We start from the raw sequence: 18,436 nt of genomic DNA on the forward strand, positions 1-18,436 counted from the left end.
AGCAGCGGTGCGCAAGGTTGAGGGTGCATGTCGTCTCTCCTGTTCGTGTGGCCCAGGCCAATGGCCGGGCCGGGACGTTGATGGGCAGGAGAATGGCGCCGAAGGCCCAACGGCCTTCGGCTCGGGAGAAAAGAGGAACCACCCGTGGGCTGATTGGCAGGCCCGGTCGTCGCTAGAACCGTCTGCTCATCAAGCAATCACACCCGGCCCATGTCGTGGCTGGGGCCGGCATCGTCTGGCGCACATCCGCGCACAAAGGGAGCCCGTTTTTGCACCGGCGGGCACCGGCACCGATTACCGCTGACCACGAAGGGTCTCCCGGTGGCTCGTGCAGCCTGGCAAGCCACCGGGAGACCCTTCGCAGAGGGCGGAAGAAACGCAGATCAACAGAACGCGCGTGGTGCGGCTCGCAGAGAAGCTACCTTCAGGTCCCGCGGCCGGGGACGGCTGGGCGGGACGCGCACACGGATCAAGAAGGCGTTGCGCGCTGGGCGTCCCGCAGGGCATGCGGCGGAGTGCGGGACAGGGGCCACGCCGCCGAAGGCGGGCACGGCTCACGGGGAACGGGGGCGGTCAGGAGCCTTTGCGGCCGCTACGGCGCGGGCGCGAGGCGCCGCGCTTGGAGCTGCCGGATTCGACTGGCAGCGTGCCTTTGCAGTCCGGGTAGCGGCTGCACGACCAGAACGGGCCGCTCTTGCCGCTGCGCTGGCGCGTGGGTGCGCCGCACTGCGGGCATGCCGGCCCTTGGGGAACCTTGATGGACAGGGAGGCGCTGCCGTACTGCGCAATCAACTGCGAAATCCACGCGGCCTGCTTGCCGATGAACACGTCCAGGGTGAGCTGTCCGGCCTCGATCATGTCGAGCGCCTGTTCCCAGACGGCGGTGGTGCCAGGGTCGGCAATCGCCGCAGGCACGGCATCGATCAAAGTGAAAGCCGCATCCGAGGCGCGGATGGCGCGCCCCTTCTTCACGAGGTAGCCGCGAGCGATCAGGCCGCCGATGATGTTGGCCCGCGTCGCTTCGGTGCCGATGCCAACCGTATCCTTGAGCTTCTGCTTCAGGCGGGGATCGGACACCAGCTTGGCGACGCCTTTCATGGACTTGACCAACTCGCCTTGCGTGTACGGTTTGGGCGGCAGCGTCTTGAGTGCCTTGAGATCGACGTCGGCCACCTGGCATGCCAGGCCCTCATACAGTTTCGGCAGCGCGGGCAGCACCTGGGCGCGGACCGCAGTATCGCCCTCGCCATCACCGTCTTCGGCCTGCGGCTCGGCGAGCACCTGGCGCCAACCCGGGATGACAACCTGCTTGCCCGTGGCCGCCAGGTTCTGCCCCCCGCACGAAAACTTGGCCACAGTGCGGTCGAACTCGTGGTGAGGGAGGAACTGCGCCAGGTAATGCGACCGGATGAGCCTGTACACGGCCAGTTCCTTCTCGCTCATGGCGGAGAGCTTCGCCGGTTCGAGCGTCGGGATGATGCCGTGGTGCGCCGTGACCTTGCCATCGTTCCAGGCGCGCGAGCGCTGCGAGCGGTCGAGCTGGCCCATGATCGAGCGCAGCGAGGGATCGGTCTTGAGCAGGCTGTCGAGAACGGTGGGCACTTCGGCAAACATGCTCTCGGGCAGGTAGCCGGAGTCCGAGCGGGGGTACGTCGTGGCCTTGTGCGTCTCGTACAGGGCTTGGGCAATCTCCAAGGTTTCCTGCACGTCCAGCCCAAGCTGCTTGGAACACACTTCCTGCAAGGTGCCCAGGTCGAACGGCAGCGGCGGGCCTTCGCGGACACGCTCAGTCTCCACCGACACGACGTGGGCACTGCCCGCAGCGCGGATCTGCTGCATGGTCTGCTGTGCGACCGGCTGCCGCAGGCAGCGGCCTGCGTCGTCGGTGCACGCATCGGGTGGAACCCATTGCGCGGCGAAAGTCGAACCGCCTGCGAACAGGGACACGGCGATGGCCCAGTATGGTACGGACACGAAGCGCGCGATCTCGCGGTCGCGGTCCACAACGAGCTTGAGCGTCGGGGTCTGTACGCGGCCGACCGACAGCACGCCGTCGTAACCCGCCTGTCGCCCCAGCACCGTGAACAGCCGGCTCAGGTTCATGCCCACGAGCCAATCCGCACGGGAGCGCGCCAGCGCCGAGTGGTACATCGAAAGCGTCTCGGCCGAAGGCCGCAGCTTGCCCAGTGCCGCCCGAATGGACGCATCGTTGAGCGCCGACAGCCACAGGCGTTCGATGGGGCCGCGGTAGCCGCAAAGCTCCACGATCTCGCGGGCGATCAATTCGCCCTCGCGGTCGGCATCGGTGGCGATAACCAGGTGAGTCGCCTTCGCCAAGAGCGCCTTGACGACCTTGAATTGCGTGGCGGTCTTCGGTTTGACCTCGACCCGCCAGTGCTGGGGAATGATGGGCAACTGCTCAACGGACCATCGTTTGAGCTGCTCGTCGTAGGCCTCGGGCGGCGCCGCCTCCACGAGATGGCCGATGCACCAGGTGACCGTGACGCCGGAACCGTTGAGGCAGCCTTCACCGCGCTGCGTGGCGCCGAGAATCCGGCCAATGTCTTTGCCCTGGGAGGGCTTCTCGCACAAGAACAGCCGCATATCCGTCCATCCCGATTCCTGTTGTTCATGGAGTTGCTGGGATCGAGGATGCCGAGCGCAGCCCCTGGCAGCAGCAAACAAGCCGCATGCGGCAGCGACCGCTTTCACGCCGATGAAATGGCGAGTGCGGGGAAGGTGCGTGGCCGGAAGTGTGCGGGCCGAGAGCCGCGATTTCCGGGAGCGCGCGTGGAACTCGGTGGACGTTGGTGGAGCTATCCCCTGGGGATAATTCGCAGCGCATGGAGGGCGGCGAAGCACTGCGGCAGCCGCCCTCCATGCCCGATCACTTCCTGCGCTTGGTCTCTTTCGGCGCCGTCGATTCCTGGGTGGCCTGGGGCTTCGGCTCTGCCTCCTGTGGCTTCGGGCTGAGGGCCACAGACTCGATGCGGTACGGCAGGATGCCGACACTGCGCGCGTTGACCTGCCAAGTCTCACGCGGCTGATCTTCGTTGTCCGTCCAGGGGTCGCGCTCCATGCGGCCGACGACCAGCACCCGCATGCCCTTCTGGTAGAGCTGCTGCCAGCGGTCGGCGTCGTGGTGCCAGAGTTCCACCGGCGCCCAGAAGCCGCCGCGGTCCTCGAACTCGCCGCCCTTGGTGGGGACGGGGTTGTCGAAGTACACGTTCAGCCGGAGCAACCGGCGAGGATCGTCGTTGCCATTGGGGAATTCGCGGTACTCGGGAGGCGATCCGATGTTGCCCTCGCCGATGAATTGTGTGCTCATGTTGGAATCTCCGTGGTGGTTGAAATACCCGTGCCTCGTTGGGCTCGGGCGCGTGCTCGGATGGCAGGCGCAATCACCGATCGCGCACTGCGGCAGGAACGGACGCGAGCCGGCGCAGGTAGGTGTTGTCCGCCTGCGCGGCCTTGCTGGCGCATTCCTGTGCTTGCCTGCCCAGGGTGTGCAGCAGGCTGATCTGCATGTTCAGCATGACGCGCTGCAGTTCGATCTCGTGCAGGTCGTGCAGCAGGTTGACCGGCGTGCTGGGGCTCGCCATCAGCTCCTGCCACAACGCCACGCCCATGGCCGATCGATCGTGCTTGCGCCAGCGAAGAAAGGTCGTGCCTGCGCCAGTGGTCTGCTGGGCCAGCTCGACGGGAAGCAGGTGGAAGGGATGCCCGCACGCCTGTGGCAGCACCTGTCGCTGCGCCAGGGCAATCAACTCGTCGCGCATGGCGAAGCACTGGCTGGCCCAGGCCTCGAAGTCCCCTTTACCTTTAAAAGGCTTTAAAAGGCCTTTTAGAGAGGCCGCGTGTTCCAGCCGCATGAAGGCTGGCTGTTCCAGACGACGGAAGTAGCGCGGTTCGCGGTTCGGGTCGCTCATGCCGGTTCGTCCTCGCCGGCGGCTGTGGACTTGGCCTCGGCCGAATCGGCGGCAGCGCCTTCGTCGGTGGGAGATGCGGCTGCGGCAGCGCTATCACCACGCTGTTGCAGACCACGGCGCACGACGGGCGGCGCAAACTTCGAGCGGCGCATGCCTTCGAGCACGTCCTGCGGCAGTTCGCCGAACTTCTCCAATGCTGCCCGAGCTGCGGCGTTCTTGGCCGCGAAGTCGTCGCGGGTGCAGCCCGAGTAGCGGTATTGCTGGGCCAGGCTGAACAGGCTGCGCAGCGCGTGGGCACCTTCGTTGAGCCAGCGCTCCAACGTCGAGCGATCGATCAGCGCGGTGTGGTGGGCGAGGATCAGCTTGCGGGCGATGTCGTCGTAGTCGGCCAGCAGATAGACGGCGGCAAAGCCGAGCTGCGCGTTCACGAACAAGGGGAGCTTCACCGGCTGCACGTTGAGGTTCTCACCCAGGCTCAACGCCGCAGGCACGCCGGCCAGTGCCTGGTCAACCTGCTCGCGCAGCGATTGCAACGTGGTCCTGGTCTGGTCGAGCTTTTCCTCGATGCGCAACATCCACCAGTCGCTGTACGGGTCGTCCTGCTCCGAGCCGCGCTTCATCTTGTTCATCACGGCGATGTAGCCGTTCAGGCCGACGATGCCGGGTCGCCCCTCGGCGGCGGCGCGGCCATGCCAGATGCGCGAGGCGTGGTGGGTGTGCAGCGTCAGCGACATCGCGCTGCGCAGGGAGCCGAGGTTGAGTTGCAATGGTTCGTTGCTGGTTGCCATGGTGATCGCTCGCTGGTGGACAGGGAGCCGCCAGCATCCGCATGCAGCGGAAGGCAGTCAGTCAACAAACCGAAATGAGCCGACCCCCGGTTCTGTGCGCGCTGGCGGCGCAGCGCGCAACGGTCCCCTGGGGACCGCTCCGCAGATGGGCACTCACATCGGCGTTCCCGTCCTCGGTTGTTGACGGTATGCGTGCTGCACCGCACGTCGCGCTGCCGTTCGACACGATCCTTCGCCGCGCAGCCGTCCCCAGGGGACCGTTCCGTTGAGCGCCATGGAGGTCTGCTTCATGGTCTTGCATGCGCTCTACTCAGGTTTTGCGCAGCATGTCGCGCCGTCGCCCGGCGCTTCACCGCACAGCCGTCCCCAGGGGACCGTTTCTGCCGACCGCCATGGAGATCTACTTCACGGCTTTGACAAGCCCTGTGCTCAGGATTTGCGCAGCAGATCGCGCAGGCGCTCGATGTGCTGCCGGGCCACCTCGGGCGGCACGACGTTGCGCGGCGGCTCGGTTGGTGGCGCTCGCGCCGCCGATGGTGTTGGCGGTGCCGGGCCGGTCTGCTTGGCCCAGGCATTGAACTCGCCGCGCATGGCGCGCTGGATGATGCCGAACAGATAACCGGCGGGGTTGCGGATGCCATGCTTGCCGCACCGTGCGGCCCATTCGTCCAGCACGGCCTGCCGCAGGGCAGCGTCCACCTGCTGCAACGCCATCTTGGCTCCGGCCTGCTGTTCCGCCTTCAGTTCCGCGAAGCGCTTGGGCCATTGCAGGTCGCCCAGCGCACGCGCCTGCGCGGTAGTACGTACTTCATCAATACGACTACTACGTACTGTACGGTCCTGCTTCGAATTCCGAAGAGCGCCGTCTGGCGCGGGTTTCGGCCCTGCTTCGGATTCCGAAGATGGGCGATCGCCATTCCGAAGAAGGCTCGCGGGCCCTTCTTCGGAATCGTGGACCGCATCCTCCTGTGGATAACTTTCGGAGGCGGTGATGCCCTGGTCGGCCAGGCGCTCGGCGAGCACTTGCAGCCGCGACGGCAAGGTGCGTCCGGACAGCATCGGGTCGTCCGCGATCTCCTGGAGGGTGTTGAGTCCCACCACCTGGACGGCCTTGGCCGAATGCCCCAGCGACTGGCTGACCAGGGCCAGGTAGTCGGCGTCGAGTTGCATCGCCTCGAACGGCGTCAGCGGTTCGTCGTGCAGGACGTAGAGGTTGCCGAGGATGCGACCGGTCTTGGGGTCGCGCCGTCGTCGCACGAGGCTCAGCCAGCGCGTCAGGCGCAGCAGCGTCAGCGCCCGCGCCACGGTCTCATGGGAGGCCTGGCCTGCGCAGGGCATCGACGCCAGCCAGGGGCGCAACTGCTCATAGGTGGGAAATGCCGTGACGCCATCGTCGTTGAGCATCAATCGGAACACCTGCCAGGCGTTGCGCTCCAGCGGTGTCAGGCGGCGGTCGAGGAACAGCCGCCGCGGCACGCTCTCGTGCCGATTGCCACTGAACAGGAAGGCGTCGCCGGACGTAGGAGGCGTGGGCGTTGGAGCAGGCAGGGACGCGGGAGCGCCAGAGCTGGACTTGGGCGCGAGGTCCTTCAGCGCAGCGTCGAACAGGTCGGCGAGTGCGATGGGGCCAGGGCGCTGGGCTCGTGGGGCGGTGTCGTCCACGGCCATGGCCTAGCCCAATCCCTGATCGACCCAGTTCCTGATCGCGGCCCAGACCACCGAGAGCGGCAGCGACATGCCCTCGGCCAGGTCCATGGCCGCATCGAGAATCGAGGTCTCGTCCTCCAGATCGACGTTCCTGCTGCTGGTCACGGCTTTCCATTGCCGCCACAGTTCGGTGTCCTGGGTCTCGTCCAGGACGGGGTGGCGCCCCTTGCGCTTGGGCAGGCCGAGGATCTCCCGCCGCAGGGCGACTTCCTGATGGGTCAGGCCATAGAAGCGGCTGACCATCTCCGTGCTGGCCCCCAGCCGCAGCATGCGATCGACCGTGGCGATTTCCTTCTCCACGTCCTGTGCCTGGTTGAGCAGGCGCTGCAGCACTTCGCGGTTGACCGTGACCGAGCACCACGAGACGCTGGCGTTGGCCAGCACGCTGATCAGCGCGGGGTGCTTGAGCGCATCCAGCTCGGCCTCGCCGAAGCCCATGGCCTTGCAGCGGCGCAGTTGGCCGTTGCGAAGGTCATACAGCGCCTGGGCAATCACGGCCTGGTTGAGCGGATGCGATGTGGACATGCGGCCTCCCTCGCTCACGTCCCGGGCGCCGTGGTGCCGGCTTCCAGGTCCAGCAGACGCCGGGCGAGGCGCAGCAGCCGAAAGAGCTTGACCAACGCCGTGTCGCTCAAGCGCCTTGCGCCGCTGCCATGGCCTTGGCTCTGGCCGTGCAACAGGGTCGGCAGGTCGGCGGCGAGCTGCGCGCCGTCCAGGCCCGCTTCGGCGACGGGCTGACCCGTCAGGGAAGTGAGCAGCGTCAGCACCGCGCGGCCGAGCGGCGACGGGGCTTGGCCGCGGGCGCGGCACGCAAACCCGATGCCATCGGCGCGATCCTCGATGCACTCGTCCAGGCCTGCCTCCCCGGCGATCTCGCGCGCGAACTGCGCGATGTGGATGCGCAGCCGATCGGGCGTGTCCAGGCCGGCGTCGATGTACCAGACGTCGGAGATCGGATAGAGTCCGCCGGCTTGCACCGGGATGGACTGCAGCACGCTCGCCGAGAAGTCGGGCGGCAGCGCATCGCCCAACTGGTCGGCGACCATGCGCTGGATCGATTGGAGCCGTTCTGTCGTCGGTGCTGGCGAGACGATGTGCTCGCGAAGCAGATCGCCCGGTGCGGCCGGCTGGCTTCCCGTGGCCGCTTCGCCAACCGCCGTGTCGTCGTGGCGCAAGGTGGGCTCGGACGCCGGAGGGCTGGCGGGTGGAGGACCGGCCGCCGCTGCAGGCGTGGCGATGGACGATGCTGCGCCCGGCGGAGTCGGCGTGCCGGCGGTGGGCGAAGGCAACGCCGGCTGCGCCGCAGGTGGCGTCGGGTCACTGACCAGCGCCCGGTGGCGGCTTTCCGATTCGGTCAGGTCCAGCGCCAGCACGTCGTAGCCGATGCCCAGCAGCTCGGACATCTGGCCGATCAGCTCGTCTTGCACGCGCTGCGGCGCGAACTCGTCGCCCTGCGTGTCGAACTGCGCCAGCACCTCCTGAAAGAAACTGTCGAAGTCCAGCGGCAGCGAACGGTCCTTGGCGTAGTGCTCCCAGGTGCGTTTGCAGGCCGTGCGCATGACCGACAGCCGCTCGACCTGGTGGCGCCCCAGGCCGCCATAGAGCACAGTGGGAATGGCGGGCAGCAGGTAGCGCACCGCGTCGGCCATGCGGGTGATGTGCGACCGCTGGACGGGGAAGCCATCGGCCGCCAGGCGGCGGGCCAGTTCCGACTGGCTCAGGGCGGCGCCGCTCTCCTGCTCGTAGAACTCCCGTGCTTTCTCGACGCCGAGCGCGCGCTCGATGAACGTGAGGCCGCCGCGCAGTTCGTTCTCGGCAAGATGCCCGGTCAGCGCGACGATTTCACCGCGCTCCGGCCATGGTCGGAACAGGCACGATATGCGGAAGAAGCGTTCTTCCTTGGTCTCCGACCAGAGTTCGCGCAGGATCGCCAGTCGCGTGTTGCCGCCGTTGCGGATGATGTAGTGGTCCTCGCCGGGCCTGCGCGTGATGGCCGGCGCCGCGTCCAGGCCGCGCTCGCGGATGGATGCCTTGATTTCCTCGTAAGCCGGGTTGCGCTTCATGCGCGGGTCATGGTCGTAGGGCCGCAACTGGTCCAGCGTCACGACCATGGGCGTGTCCGCGATCGGGTCGCTCAAGGCCGTAGCCGCTGGGCCGCTGCGCTCGAAGCCGGCCGCGAGCAGCTTGCCTGCCATGTCCTGCGAGGTCATGTCAGCCATGGCCGCACCCCTCGCAGTCCCCACGACCGCCGGCCGGCGCCATGCGGGCCTCTCGCTCGGCGCGGCGGATCTGCGCACGGGCGTTCAATTCGGCCCGGTGGTCACTCGCTGTCGAACTCGTGTAGATCGCCGCGCAGCCGGCCTTGGTGAACTTGAGGTGCCCGCCCGGCGTGCGCTTGACGTGCCAGCCCTCACCGACCGCGAACTCGATCAGGGCGCGCAGCCGCTTGTGGCCGCGGGCCAGCTCATGTGCGTTCGCCATGGGGCCTCCCAGGATCAAGAGGTCGCTGCGGGCGGCCGGATACTTGAGCCAGTCGGTCCTGCCATTGCGGGAACAACTCGCTGGCGAGCGCGCGCATCGTGTCGAGCGCGGCAGGGGCGACTCTGCCGGGCGGCTGGCGGTGCTCGACCCGATGCACCGGCAGGCCGCGCGTTGCGGCACGTGGATACGCTTCTATGGCCGGCACGTCGGTGGCGAGCACGCGGATGCCGGCGCTGTCCTGGAACAGGTCGCGCAAGGCCTGCTGGATCAGCCGTGCGTTGGCGGACACCGGGTGGACGCGGTTGATGAGCAAGTGCAGCGGCGGCGGTTCGATGCCCAGGTGCCGGTACGGCGCAATGTCTTCGAGCAACTGCATGGTGCCGCGCCGCAGCTCGCGTGCCGCGAGGATCTCCGGCGTGACGGGCGACAGCGCGAGATCGGAGGCGAGCACCGCCATCTCCAGCAGCACGGAACGCGCGCCCTGGGTGTCGATCAGCACCAGGTCGTAGAGGGGAGCAAGTGCTGGCAGCAGATGCCGCAACCGCAGGCGGCCATCCGGCGCATGCAGCAACAACGTGTTCAGCTCGCCCCGGTGGTCGTCGGACAGCACCAGGTCCAGGCCCGCGATGATCGTGCGGGACACGAGCTGGCCAAGGTCGCGCTCGTTGAAGGCCAACAGCTCATAGATGCCGCCCGGCGCGCGCTGGGTCAGTTCGTAGTAGGAGGACAAGGTGGGCTGCACGTCGAGATCGAGCAGCAGCACGCGCAGGCCCGCGTCCGCGGCGAGCCCGCCCAGGTTGGCGGCCGTCGTGGTCTTGCCGACGCCGCCCTTCGTTGAAATGATGGACACGACCTGCATGGCGCTCTCCGGCTGGGAATGGGAAGTCCGCGGGAGAGCGGGTCAGGTCCGGTGGTTGAGGCGCTCGGCGATCCACTGGTCGATTTCGATCGAATCCCAGCCGACAGCGCGCACGCCCAGGCGCAGCGCCTGAGGGAACTGGCGCTTCTTCATCAGGTTGTAGATGTGGGCGCGTTTGAAGCCGGACTTCGCTTCGACTTCATCGAGCCGCAGGATGCGGCGCTCGTTCGGCGGGAGTACAGGGGTCTGCGACATGGCGGTCACTCCTGAACGCTCGGTGGCGTTTGTTGGCGTGACCTCTATTCAATAGACCTGGCTGCGGAAAGACATTGCAAATGCAATCTCCGCGATTGCACATACAAGCTGGATAACCTCATGCGCTTGCGCTACGAACGTACCTCTTAGCGTTGGCGAACTTTCCGTTTAAGGTGCGCTCAGTGATGCCCATGGTGCCGCCGTAGTGGGCGACCAATGCAGAGACAAGGGCCTCCTGCGTTTTGAAGCTGGAATAGGGCACGCCTGAAGGCGACTGGCTCAGCATCAGCGTCAACATCCCTCCAATGATGTTGAGATAGGTCGTTTCCGCCCGTTCGCTGATCTCGCATTGCTTGGATGCCAACAGCACCGAGGATTGCTTGAGTAGCGTGTCGTGCTGCTCCTGCAGTTCTCGCATCTCACGTCGGGCTTGTTCAAGCGCGGCCTGAAGGGCCAGCCGCTCCACGAGGATCGCCTGTCCTGTTTCCATGGTGATGAAAGGATGCGCCATGCGTTCGCCACGGCTGAACAGAAATCCTGGCCGGTGCTCGGGATAGTGGGTGCGCATCCAGCGTTTTAGATCGACATGGCGAACAGTCAGATCCAGAGAATTGAGCAGGTTCGGATCATTGAGCGTGATCCCGTTCTTGCCGTAGGGCAGCTCTCCGTTGAGGATGCCGTCATAGATACGTTCCGAGTGCAGCCGGCACTCATTCCATCGAGGGCAGTTCAGCGACCGAGGCAGGACACGCGGTGACGCGATCGTGGCCAGGATCATCGGGAGATACCGCAGCAACCCAGCCCATCGGATGGCCGCCTCGATGGGACGATAGAACACCTTTGATGTTGAAATGTCCTTGTGCATGTCTTCGTCTCCTTTCGGGTGCGCTACATCACCGGCTCCTTTCTTGCCCAAGGGCTGTTGTGTCGTTATGGCCTGCGACGGACGCTTGAGGCGATGCCCTAAGCGAAGGCGGAGGAGGCCATTGGCGTCCGCCGCAGGTGGCCTTGTCTTGCTTGATATGCAAGAATCGATCAGTTGCCGGCCCATCGAGCGATGAGGACGCAAGCTCGATATTGGCGCTCACGGTACCAGCGTCATAGGTGGCGCAAAGCCCATCAAGACCGATTTGGTATGGTCTGATATCCAGACGGTTCAAGACCAGCGAGTTGAAGCGTTCGACGCCCCTACGTCCAGTTGGGGACTGGAAATCAGCGGTTAGTGATGCATCGCTCCACATGCTGATATATCGACAAAGTATCTGCCGCAGTACCAGTGACCCTGCCAGGTTGCCCCAGCACATAGGAGACGGAGATGGCTGAACATTCCCATGAACATCAACATCACACATCCGGTCAGATGGGTAAGCACGGCCGACCATACGCCAAGTTCTGGGTGAACATGGTGTTGGGCCTCGTCGTCATGTACTTCGTAATGTTCAGCATGATCGACGGCGCCAGGGACTTCAGAAACAATCTCAACATGCTCTACATGGCGGTCACTATGTGGGCGCCAATGGGCATCTTCATGCTAGCGACAATGCCCGGCATGTTTCCAAACCGGCGGCTCAATCTCGTGCTGTACGGCTTGTTTGCCGTTCTCACACTCGGTTCTTTTGCCGCTACCCGTGCTCAAACCGGAATCGGCGATCGACAGTTCATCGCGTCTATGGTCCCGCACCATTCGGGAGCGATCCTCATGTGCCGCGAGGCGCAGCTCTCAGATCCGGAACTCGTCAACCTATGCCAAGCGATTTCCGATGGCCAGCGCGCGGAGATCGAGCAGATGAACCGGATTGCTGCACGCCTTCGTTGAGGCTGGCTGCCACTACACTGGCGCCGCGTTGCGCTCCGGCGAAGTTAGCCGCAGCGATGTAAAGATGAGTACTTGCGGTGTTCCGATGCCGGCGGTTGTGTCCTACAGCCGTCCAGGTGCCAGGTAGTCCACGCGACACCACCCCGCGCTGCCTGCGGAGCGAGCGCAAGTCATGATCGTCGCAAGTTGGAGTTCGATAGCGAACCCGCTCAGCAGCTGGACGCATCAGGCGTAACGACGGGTGGATGGATCATCCTTGGACGCTGGTGGAAGTGGTTGGATGAACTTTGTTGCCGAGGGCGAAAAACAAGGCTATAATTGAGTTCTTCGCTGATCACCACAGTGGAGAAAGTGATTGGGAAACAGAGACTTAGCGCTCTAGTGCATGACTCGTTTCCCGCTCCAGATGTAGACAAGGCCCCTTGCCGGAGGTCTCGTTGTTTCAAGGCAGGATGCCTTGGGTTTGATGTTTCGGCCTGGTGGTAGAGTGGTTATGCAGCGGACTGCAAATCCGCGTACGCCGGTTCAATTCCGGCCCAGGCCTCCACATTGCATGCGTTGTTTCATGCGTCGGCAACGACGACAGGACTGGCGCAACGAAGTAACAAGCTGTACAATTTTGCTCCACGCGGGAATAGCTCAGTTGGTAGAGCGCAACCTTGCCAAGGTTGAGGTCGCGAGTTCGAGTCTCGTTTCCCGCTCCAAATTCAAACCCCGTATATCGAACGATATACGGGGTTTTTTTATTGGCCGATGCCGGTCGGGCTAGTACTTGAGGAGGGCAACTCTTGGCCTTCTTCTCGCTGACGTAGCGCGGCGTGCTTGATGTCAGATGTGCATTGCGCCTGGTGCTCCGCTTGCGCCAGGACTTCTGTCGTAAACAAGATCGCATCGTTGTGCGTGGCGCTGCGTGGATGCTGCGGTTGGTGTTCTCCAGGCGCACGGAAGGGCACTGCGGCCTGCATGCTATGCAATGGCGCGCCGCTCCATCTCGTCTGGCATCGCTGATCACGTCTACCGCAGCCGTGATCACCAATCTGCTCGCGCTGTTCCACCTCAGCCTGCGCGGAGCTGACGGTTGCGGTGATGTCCGAGACAGGGGAGCGGGCTGAGGGCGCGTCATGCACTTGTAAGCGCAACGCAGAGGCTGGACTGCTCAATGCGACAGCGCTGCAGGCAAGGTTTGTCGACGCGTCGATGGCGTTACGCACTTTGCAGTGCCACGAGAGCGTGCCCGGGGCGGGAATCGAACCCGCATAGCCTTGCAGCTGAGGGATTTTAAGTCCCTTGCGTCTACCAGTTTCGCCACCCGGGCATTGCGATAGCGTGCCTGATTGCGCGCCGATTGTGAATCGCCGCGTCGCCGGCTCGCCGCACTGATGACCGGATGGCTGCCTGCGCTATGCTCCCACCGCGCAGACGCGTAGCAACCGGCTGCGCACGATCGAAGGAACCGCATGTCCAGCACCACGCTACTCGCTCCGCAGCAGGCCCGCATCGCGGTGATTGGATTGGGCTATGTCGGCCTGCCGTTGGCCGTCGCGTTCGGCGAGCAACGCGATACGTTGGGCTTCGACATCGATGCGCAGCGGGTCGCGCAGCTGCGCGACGGCCACGATGCCACACTGGAGCTGGACGACACCGAGCTGGCTGCCGCCACCCGGTTGCGCTACACCGCGAATGCTGCGGACCTGGCTGCGTGCAGCATCTTTATCGTCACCGTGCCGACACCGATCGACAGCTTCGAGCAGCCCGACCTGGAACCGCTGCGCAGTGCCACCACCTTGATCGCCGCTGCGCTCAAACCCGGCGACCTGGTGATCTACGAATCCACCGTCTACCCGGGCACTACCGAGGAAGTCTGCGTGCCCTTGCTCGAAGCCGCATCGGGGCTGCGTTTCAATGACGACTTCTTCTGTGGCTACAGCCCCGAGCGCGTCAACCCGGGAGATCGCCAGCGGCGTCTGCGCGATATCCGCAAGATCACCTCCGGCTCTACCGCAGAAGCCGCCGATGCGGTCGACGCGCTGTACGCCAGCATCATCACTGCCGGCACCTGGCGGGCACCGTCGATGCGCGTGGCCGAGGCCGCCAAGGTGGTGGAAAACATCCAGCGCGACGTCAATATCGCACTGGTCAACGAGCTGGCCTTGATCTTCGACAAGCTGGGCATCGATACGTTGGAGGTGCTGGAAGCCGCCGGAACCAAGTGGAATTTCCTGCCGTTCCGTCCCGGCCTGGTGGGTGGTCACTGCATCGGGGTGGATCCGTATTACCTGATGCACAAATCCGAAAGCGTGGGCTATCACCCGGACCTGATCCACACCGCGCGCCAGGTCAACAACCGCGTCGGCCGGCACGTGGCCGAGCGCGTCTGCGGCATGCTGGCCACGCGTGGCGTGGTGCTTGCGCAGGCGAGGGTGCTGGTGCTGGGCGCCACCTTCAAGGAGAACTGCCCGGACCTGCGCAACAGCCGCGCGCTGGAGCTGGTGCAGCTGCTGCAAGCCGCTGGCGTGCAGGTCGACACCTGCGACCCGTGGGCCGACCCCGCAGAAGCGCTGCAACACGCCGGCGTGCAGTTGTGCGAGCTTGCGGACGAGGGTGCGTACGACGCCGTCGTGCTGGCAGTCGCGCATGCGCAATACCGCGACTACGACACCCAGCGTATTGCCGCACTGGGCAAACCGGGTGCGGTGATTTACGACGTCAAATCAGTGTGGCCGCGCGAGGCGGTCAGCGATCGTCTGTAGCGCGGTCGGTCTGCTGCAGCCATTGCACCGCGCCATGCGCGGCACGTAATCCGCTGGCGAAGCAGGCAGTCAGCAGATAGCCGCCGGTCGGTGCTTCCCAGTCGAGCATCTCGCCGGCGCAGAACACGCCAGGCTGCGCGCGCGCCATCAGCTGCGTATCCAGCGCCTCCAGCTGCACGCCACCGGCCGAGCTGATCGCCTCGGCAAGCGGACGCGCTCGCAACAGGCGTAACGGCAGGCGTTTGAGCGTACGCGCCACCAGCGCCGGATCGTCGCCCGCCTGTTTGCCCAGATGTTCGTAGAGCAAGGCGGCCTTGACGCCGTCGATGCCGACCTGCCGGCGCAGATGCTCGCTGAAACTGCGTCCCTTGCGCGGTTTTTCCAGTTCGGCGTTGACGCGTTCCAGCGAGCGTCCCGGGAGTAGGTCCAGGCCAAGCTCGGCGACGCCATCGGCATCGATCTGCGCGCGCAGATCCGCAGCCAGCGCATAGATCAGGCTGCCCTCGATGCCGGTGGACGTCGCAACGCACTCGCCCTGCAATTGCTGCGGTGTGCCGCTGCGATCCTGCCAGTGTGCGACCACGGGCTTGAGCGGCGCACCGGCATGCCGCTGCACAAAGTGCGCGCTCCAGGCGATGTCGAAGCCGCAGTTGGCCGGCACCAGCGGCGCCACCGAAATGCCGCGATCCTGCAGCACGCCTTGCCAGAGACCATCGGAGCCGAGCTGCGGCCAGCTGCCGCCACCAAGCGCCAGCACCACCGCACCTGCGGTGCGTTCGACATCACCGGTGGGCGAGTGGAAACGCAAGCCACCGTCATCGCTCCAGCCAAGCCAACGGTGCTGCACATGAAACACAACGCCTTGTTCCTTGAGTCGACGTACCCAGCCACGCAGCAGCGGCGCGGCCTTGCGATCCATCGGGAACACGCGCCCGGAACTGCCGACATAGGTCTCCACGCCCAGGTCGCGCGCCCAGGCGCGCAGCGCGTCCGCATCGAACTGCTGCAACCACGATGCAACGGCCTCGCTGCGCTCGCGATAGCGCTGCGCAAACAACGGCATCGGATCGGAGTGGGTGAGGTTCAGGCCGCCCTTGCCGGCAATCAGGAACTTGCGCCCGACCGAACCCTTGGCTTCGTACAGGTCAACCGCAAGGCCTGCCGCACATGCCACCTCTGCCGCCATCAGGCCGGCCGGCCCACCGCCGATGATGGCCAGCCGCCGCTTGCTCGCATCCGTCATTGCTCAGCCCTTCAGTGCGGCTGCACGCCAAGCAATTCCACATCGAACACCAGCGATGCGCCGGGCGGGATCACACCGCCAGCGCCGTTGTCGCCATAGCCGTACTCGGGCGGAATCATCAAGCTGCGCTTGCCGCCCACACGCATGCCGGCCACGCCCTCGTCCCAGCCGCGGATCACCTGATGGCCGCCCAGCACGAACTGGAACGGCTCGGCGCGGTCGAGCGAGCTGTCGAACTTCTTGCCATGCTTGTCGGCGGCTTTTTCGTCGTACAGCCAGCCGGTGTAGTGCACGGTGACCAACGCGCCCGGTGTGGCTTCGGCACCGGTGCCGATGTTGCGGTCGATCCGCTCGAACGTGGCGATGGTGCCGCCGGACGGCGGCAGGGCAGGCGCACAGCCCGCGAGCAGCAGGGCAGCACAAAGCGTCAACAGAAGGCGCATGGGATGGTCCAGCAAAGGGAGTGCGCCATTATCGCACCTGGCTCCCGGTATCATCGCGCCCATGGCCAAGCTGCTGCTCAATCTGCGCAATGTTCCCGATGACGAAGCCGACGAGGTGCGGGCGCTGATGCGCGAGCATCTGGTGCAGATCTACGAAACCCGGCCCAGCAACTGGGGCATCTCCGCCGGCGGCATCTGGCTCAGTGACGATGCCGATTACCCGCGCGCCAAGGCGCTGATGGATGCGTATCAGGCCCAGCGCGGCGCCGTGGCGCGTGCGCAGCGCCAGGATGCGCTCGCTGCCGGCACGGCCGAAACCTTCGGCGCGCTGCTGCGCAAGCGGCCGTTGTTCGTGATCGCCACGTTGGTCGGCATGCTGGTTGTCGCCTCGCTGGTCCTGCTGCCGTTCCTGCTGTTGCGCGGCTGATCGCACCTGCGGCCGCATCGGCTTAAAATGGCCGCATGATCACCAATACCGCTGCCTACCAATTCGTTACCATTCAGGACCCGCAGTCGCTCGCCGACAGCGTCCTGGCACACGCCGGGCAGCAGGCCTTGAAGGGATCGGTACTGGTGGCCGAAGAAGGGATCAACCTGTTTCTGGCCGGCGAAGCCGAGCAGATCGACGCGTTCTATGTGTGGCTGCAGGCCGATGTGCGCTTTGCGCAGATGCGCATCAAGTACAGCCTGAGCGCGCTGCAGCCGTTTGCGCGGCTCAAGGTGAAGGTCAAGCCGGAGATCATCAGCTTTCGTCGCGACGATGCCTCGCCGCTGCAGGGCCGTGCGCCGGCGGTGACGCCTGCCACGCTGCGCGAATGGATGCGTGCAGGGCGCGACGATCGCGGCCGCCCGCTGGTGCTGCTGGACACGCGCAATGCCCAGGAAGTGGCGTACGGCACGTTCCAGGGCGCGCTGACGCTGCCGATCGACAAGTTCACCGACCTGCCGGCCGCGCTGGAAGCACATCGCGCTGCGTTGGCCGACGCCACCGTGGTCAGCTTCTGCACCGGCGGCATTCGTTGCGAGAAGGCGGCGTTGTGGATGCAGGCCGACGGCATGGACAACGTGCTGCAGCTCGAGGGCGGCATCCTCGGCTATTTCGAAGAGGTCGGTGGCGAAGGCTACGATGGCCGCTGCTTCGTGTTCGACGAACGCGTTGCACTCGATGCGCAATTGCGCCCATTGGTGGATGCCGAGCGCAGCACCGAAGCAGGAAAAATCTGACCGAGCGCGAGTGAAATGCCCGATGTTCGCGTATTGGGCGCGCTCGCATCATCCGATCACGCCGCGATAGTGCATGCAATGCCTACCATGACACGCGGCGGCAGAGTACTTCGCGTTCTGACTCGAACGTAATACGTCGCATCGAGCTTGCCCTGAATTATTCACGGAGATAGGCTGCACCAGCCAGCCGCACAGCGAGGACAACAAGGATGACCATCAGAGTTTTTCTGATCGACGATCATGCACTCGTGCGTACCGGCATGAAGATGATCCTGTCCAAGGAAGTGGACATCGATGTGGTGGGAGAAGCGGAGAGCGGGGAAGCGGCCTTGCCGCAAATTCGTCAGCTCAAGCCCGAGATCGTGCTGTGCGATCTGCACCTGCCCGGTGTCAGCGGCCTGGAAATCACCGAGCGCATCGTCAAGGGCGATTACGGCACCCGCGTCATCATCGTGTCGGTGCTGGAAGATGGCCCATTGCCCAAGCGTCTGCTCGAAGCCGGCGCATCGGGGTATGTCGGCAAGGGCGGCGATGCGCAGGAGCTGCTGCGTGCGGTGCGCGAAGTCGCACTGGGCCGGCGCTATCTCGGCAATACCATTGCGCAGAATCTGGCCCTGTCCAACCTGGAGGGGGGCGGCTCGCCCTTCGATGCGCTGTCGCCGCGCGAACTGGAGGTTGCCCTGTTGCTGACCCAGGGCCTGCGCCAGGAAGACATCGCCAAGCGCCTGAACCTCAGTGCCAAGACCATCAACACGCACAAGGCGCGCCTGTTCGAGAAGGTCGGCATCCAGGACAACATCGCCCTGGCGCGTCTGGCCAATCAGTACGGCCTGACCGACCCGGCGCGGACCTTGTAAACCGCGCCTTCGGATTTTCGCGCTCGCAGACACAGCCGTCAGATGCTGCTGCACAACGCGTCGATGAAAACAGGCATACGCTAG

The 18,436-nt window shown here is 65.1% G+C and carries 18 protein-coding genes and 3 tRNA genes; 7 read left to right on the forward strand and 14 right to left on the reverse strand.

From position 1 onward, the window contains the following. Positions 1–573 precede the first annotated feature (573 nt). The 11 genes from AC1KVE_RS17285 to AC1KVE_RS17335 all read right to left on the reverse strand — a co-directional run bounded on the left by AC1KVE_RS17285 (position 574) and on the right by AC1KVE_RS17335 (position 10,884). Positions 574–2,604 carry a DNA topoisomerase III gene (locus AC1KVE_RS17285; RefSeq protein ID WP_003116834.1) on the reverse strand — a complete coding sequence of 677 codons (2,031 nt, stop codon included), beginning with the start codon at positions 2,602–2,604 and terminating at the stop codon, positions 574–576. Between the two features lie 283 nt (positions 2,605–2,887). Further along, positions 2,888–3,328 (reverse strand): single-stranded DNA-binding protein, encoded by a 441-nt coding sequence (locus AC1KVE_RS17290; RefSeq protein ID WP_003098976.1) that lies wholly within the window; start codon positions 3,326–3,328, stop codon positions 2,888–2,890. Between the two features lie 73 nt (positions 3,329–3,401). Further along, the gene (locus AC1KVE_RS17295; RefSeq protein ID WP_003098978.1) at positions 3,402–3,929 is read right to left on the reverse strand and encodes a DUF3158 family protein; all 528 of its coding nucleotides are present in this window, start codon (positions 3,927–3,929) and stop codon (positions 3,402–3,404) included. Further along, positions 3,926–4,717 (reverse strand): PFL_4669 family integrating conjugative element protein, encoded by a 792-nt coding sequence (locus tag AC1KVE_RS17300; RefSeq protein WP_003116836.1) that lies wholly within the window; start codon positions 4,715–4,717, stop codon positions 3,926–3,928. Before AC1KVE_RS17300 ends, AC1KVE_RS17295 begins: the two co-directional genes overlap by 4 nt. A gap of 429 nt (positions 4,718–5,146) precedes the next feature. Then, positions 5,147–6,385, reverse strand: coding sequence for an STY4528 family pathogenicity island replication protein (locus tag AC1KVE_RS17305; protein WP_003116837.1), 1,239 nt, complete (start codon positions 6,383–6,385; stop codon positions 5,147–5,149). Between the two features lie 3 nt (positions 6,386–6,388). Further along, positions 6,389–6,949 (reverse strand): DUF2857 domain-containing protein, encoded by a 561-nt coding sequence (locus AC1KVE_RS17310; RefSeq protein WP_003090097.1) that lies wholly within the window; start codon positions 6,947–6,949, stop codon positions 6,389–6,391. A 14-nt stretch (positions 6,950–6,963) separates the two neighbouring features. Further along, positions 6,964–8,643, reverse strand: coding sequence for a ParB family protein (locus AC1KVE_RS17315; protein WP_004350508.1), 1,680 nt, complete (start codon positions 8,641–8,643; stop codon positions 6,964–6,966). Beyond that, positions 8,636–8,905, reverse strand: a complete 270-nt coding sequence (locus AC1KVE_RS17320; RefSeq protein ID WP_003050422.1) for a hypothetical protein — start codon at positions 8,903–8,905, stop codon at positions 8,636–8,638. Before AC1KVE_RS17320 ends, AC1KVE_RS17315 begins: the two co-directional genes overlap by 8 nt. Continuing rightward, entirely contained in the window at positions 8,889–9,764 is an 876-nt protein-coding gene (locus AC1KVE_RS17325; protein ID WP_003098988.1) for a ParA family protein, read from the reverse strand. The genes AC1KVE_RS17320 and AC1KVE_RS17325 overlap by 17 nt, the downstream gene beginning before the upstream one ends. Positions 9,765–9,806: 42 nt before the next feature. Further along, positions 9,807–10,019 carry an AlpA family transcriptional regulator gene (locus tag AC1KVE_RS17330; protein ID WP_003090093.1) on the reverse strand — a complete coding sequence of 71 codons (213 nt, stop codon included), beginning with the start codon at positions 10,017–10,019 and terminating at the stop codon, positions 9,807–9,809. A gap of 118 nt (positions 10,020–10,137) precedes the next feature. Next, positions 10,138–10,884 carry a hypothetical protein gene (locus AC1KVE_RS17335; RefSeq protein WP_003098991.1) on the reverse strand — a complete coding sequence of 249 codons (747 nt, stop codon included), beginning with the start codon at positions 10,882–10,884 and terminating at the stop codon, positions 10,138–10,140. Positions 10,885–11,334: 450 nt separating this feature from the next. Here AC1KVE_RS17335 and AC1KVE_RS17340 point away from each other — a divergent pair, with 450 nt between their 5' ends. The 3 genes from AC1KVE_RS17340 (at position 11,335) to AC1KVE_RS17350 (ending at position 12,539) form a co-directional block, all read left to right on the forward strand. Beyond that, positions 11,335–11,835, forward strand: coding sequence for a DUF305 domain-containing protein (locus AC1KVE_RS17340; protein WP_003098996.1), 501 nt, complete (start codon positions 11,335–11,337; stop codon positions 11,833–11,835). 473 nt (positions 11,836–12,308) lie between these two features. Further along, positions 12,309–12,382, forward strand: a tRNA-Cys gene (locus AC1KVE_RS17345). Between the two features lie 81 nt (positions 12,383–12,463). Then, a tRNA-Gly gene (locus tag AC1KVE_RS17350) sits at positions 12,464–12,539 on the forward strand. 527 nt (positions 12,540–13,066) lie between these two features. On the opposite strand, the gene AC1KVE_RS17355 is transcribed toward AC1KVE_RS17350, so the two are convergent. Beyond that, a tRNA-Leu gene (locus AC1KVE_RS17355) sits at positions 13,067–13,150 on the reverse strand. 142 nt (positions 13,151–13,292) lie between these two features. On the opposite strand from AC1KVE_RS17355, the gene AC1KVE_RS17360 reads away from it, so the two are divergent. Next, complete coding sequence (locus tag AC1KVE_RS17360; protein ID WP_481092819.1) at positions 13,293–14,585, forward strand: nucleotide sugar dehydrogenase; 1,293 nt, start codon at positions 13,293–13,295, stop codon at positions 14,583–14,585. Here AC1KVE_RS17360 and AC1KVE_RS17365 read toward each other — a convergent pair. Then, the gene (locus AC1KVE_RS17365; protein ID WP_481092818.1) at positions 14,569–15,828 is read right to left on the reverse strand and encodes a TIGR03862 family flavoprotein; all 1,260 of its coding nucleotides are present in this window, start codon (positions 15,826–15,828) and stop codon (positions 14,569–14,571) included. The genes AC1KVE_RS17360 and AC1KVE_RS17365 overlap by 17 nt on opposite strands. Positions 15,829–15,839: 11 nt before the next feature. Further along, complete coding sequence (locus AC1KVE_RS17370; RefSeq protein ID WP_211920108.1) at positions 15,840–16,271, reverse strand: FKBP-type peptidyl-prolyl cis-trans isomerase; 432 nt, start codon at positions 16,269–16,271, stop codon at positions 15,840–15,842. A 61-nt stretch (positions 16,272–16,332) separates the two neighbouring features. Between AC1KVE_RS17370 and AC1KVE_RS17375 the strand changes: the two genes are divergently transcribed. The 3 genes from AC1KVE_RS17375 (at position 16,333) to AC1KVE_RS17385 (ending at position 18,352) form a co-directional block, all read left to right on the forward strand. After that, positions 16,333–16,698 (forward strand): DUF6164 family protein, encoded by a 366-nt coding sequence (locus AC1KVE_RS17375; protein ID WP_102256604.1) that lies wholly within the window; start codon positions 16,333–16,335, stop codon positions 16,696–16,698. Positions 16,699–16,733: 35 nt separating this feature from the next. Further along, on the forward strand, positions 16,734–17,495 hold the full coding sequence (locus tag AC1KVE_RS17380) for a sulfurtransferase (RefSeq protein WP_349783255.1): 762 nt from the start codon (positions 16,734–16,736) through the stop codon (positions 17,493–17,495). A gap of 209 nt (positions 17,496–17,704) precedes the next feature. Beyond that, positions 17,705–18,352, forward strand: coding sequence for a response regulator (locus AC1KVE_RS17385; RefSeq protein ID WP_024938667.1), 648 nt, complete (start codon positions 17,705–17,707; stop codon positions 18,350–18,352). The last annotated feature ends 84 nt before the right edge of the window (positions 18,353–18,436 follow it).

This window comes from Xanthomonas sp. NCPPB 2864 (genome assembly GCF_056675615.1).

Bases quoted from the DNA above. Each gene is read 5' to 3' on its own strand.
- AC1KVE_RS17305 (WP_003116837.1), bottom strand. From the start codon at position 6,385: ATGGCCGTGGACGACACCGCCCCACGAGCCCAGCGCCCTGGCCCCATC.
- AC1KVE_RS17310 (WP_003090097.1), bottom strand. From the start codon at position 6,949: ATGTCCACATCGCATCCGCTCAACCAGGCCGTGATTGCCCAGGCGCTG.
- AC1KVE_RS17385 (WP_024938667.1), top strand. From the start codon at position 17,705: ATGACCATCAGAGTTTTTCTGATCGACGATCATGCACTCGTGCGTACC.
- AC1KVE_RS17360 (WP_481092819.1), top strand. From the start codon at position 13,293: ATGTCCAGCACCACGCTACTCGCTCCGCAGCAGGCCCGCATCGCGGTG.
- AC1KVE_RS17295 (WP_003098978.1), bottom strand. From the start codon at position 3,929: ATGAGCGACCCGAACCGCGAACCGCGCTACTTCCGTCGTCTGGAACAG.
- AC1KVE_RS17300 (WP_003116836.1), bottom strand. From the start codon at position 4,717: ATGGCAACCAGCAACGAACCATTGCAACTCAACCTCGGCTCCCTGCGC.
- AC1KVE_RS17340 (WP_003098996.1), top strand. From the start codon at position 11,335: ATGGCTGAACATTCCCATGAACATCAACATCACACATCCGGTCAGATG.
- AC1KVE_RS17330 (WP_003090093.1), bottom strand. From the start codon at position 10,019: ATGTCGCAGACCCCTGTACTCCCGCCGAACGAGCGCCGCATCCTGCGG.
- AC1KVE_RS17370 (WP_211920108.1), bottom strand. From the start codon at position 16,271: ATGCGCCTTCTGTTGACGCTTTGTGCTGCCCTGCTGCTCGCGGGCTGT.
- AC1KVE_RS17290 (WP_003098976.1), bottom strand. From the start codon at position 3,328: ATGAGCACACAATTCATCGGCGAGGGCAACATCGGATCGCCTCCCGAG.
- AC1KVE_RS17325 (WP_003098988.1), bottom strand. From the start codon at position 9,764: ATGCAGGTCGTGTCCATCATTTCAACGAAGGGCGGCGTCGGCAAGACC.
- AC1KVE_RS17335 (WP_003098991.1), bottom strand. From the start codon at position 10,884: ATGCACAAGGACATTTCAACATCAAAGGTGTTCTATCGTCCCATCGAG.
- AC1KVE_RS17285 (WP_003116834.1), bottom strand. From the start codon at position 2,604: ATGCGGCTGTTCTTGTGCGAGAAGCCCTCCCAGGGCAAAGACATTGGC.
- AC1KVE_RS17375 (WP_102256604.1), top strand. From the start codon at position 16,333: ATGGCCAAGCTGCTGCTCAATCTGCGCAATGTTCCCGATGACGAAGCC.
- AC1KVE_RS17315 (WP_004350508.1), bottom strand. From the start codon at position 8,643: ATGGCTGACATGACCTCGCAGGACATGGCAGGCAAGCTGCTCGCGGCC.
- AC1KVE_RS17380 (WP_349783255.1), top strand. From the start codon at position 16,734: ATGATCACCAATACCGCTGCCTACCAATTCGTTACCATTCAGGACCCG.
- AC1KVE_RS17320 (WP_003050422.1), bottom strand. From the start codon at position 8,905: ATGGCGAACGCACATGAGCTGGCCCGCGGCCACAAGCGGCTGCGCGCC.
- AC1KVE_RS17365 (WP_481092818.1), bottom strand. From the start codon at position 15,828: ATGACGGATGCGAGCAAGCGGCGGCTGGCCATCATCGGCGGTGGGCCG.